General features: G+C 42.4%; 1 pseudogene. It reads right to left on the minus strand.

Going from position 1 to position 340, the window contains the following annotated elements:
* Positions 1-340: pseudogene (locus tag ACTJIV_RS20335) on the minus strand (T9SS type A sorting domain-containing protein); the annotation flags it as partial.

A 340-nucleotide genomic window follows, 5' to 3' on the forward strand; every position in this document is an offset into this window, starting at 1 on the left:
TCTTTTTTATCCAGACCCTTTCCTGAATATGAGGTACCAGAAATCAAAAATCCACCATCTTGTGTAGCAACGGTTGCGGAAAGATAGTCGTGATTATTTCCTGAAATGTATTTCTCCCAGGCTGCTTCACCTTGTTGGTTAAGCTTTACCAGATGGAAATCGTAGCCGTTATTCTGCTTTTGACTTGAGGTCCCTGAGCCTATTGAAGGGCTGGATTGAATTGAGCTTCCCGTGATCAGATACTGTTGATCTATTGTTGTGGTCACCTGGCTTAGAAAATCCTGTGTAGAGGATTTGATGTCTTTCTGCCATAATACTTCCTGGGCAGAAAGTCCAAGAA

This window comes from Chryseobacterium sp. 22532 (genome assembly GCF_052044665.1).
Taxonomy (GTDB): Bacteria; Bacteroidota; Bacteroidia; order Flavobacteriales; family Weeksellaceae; genus Chryseobacterium; species Chryseobacterium lathyri.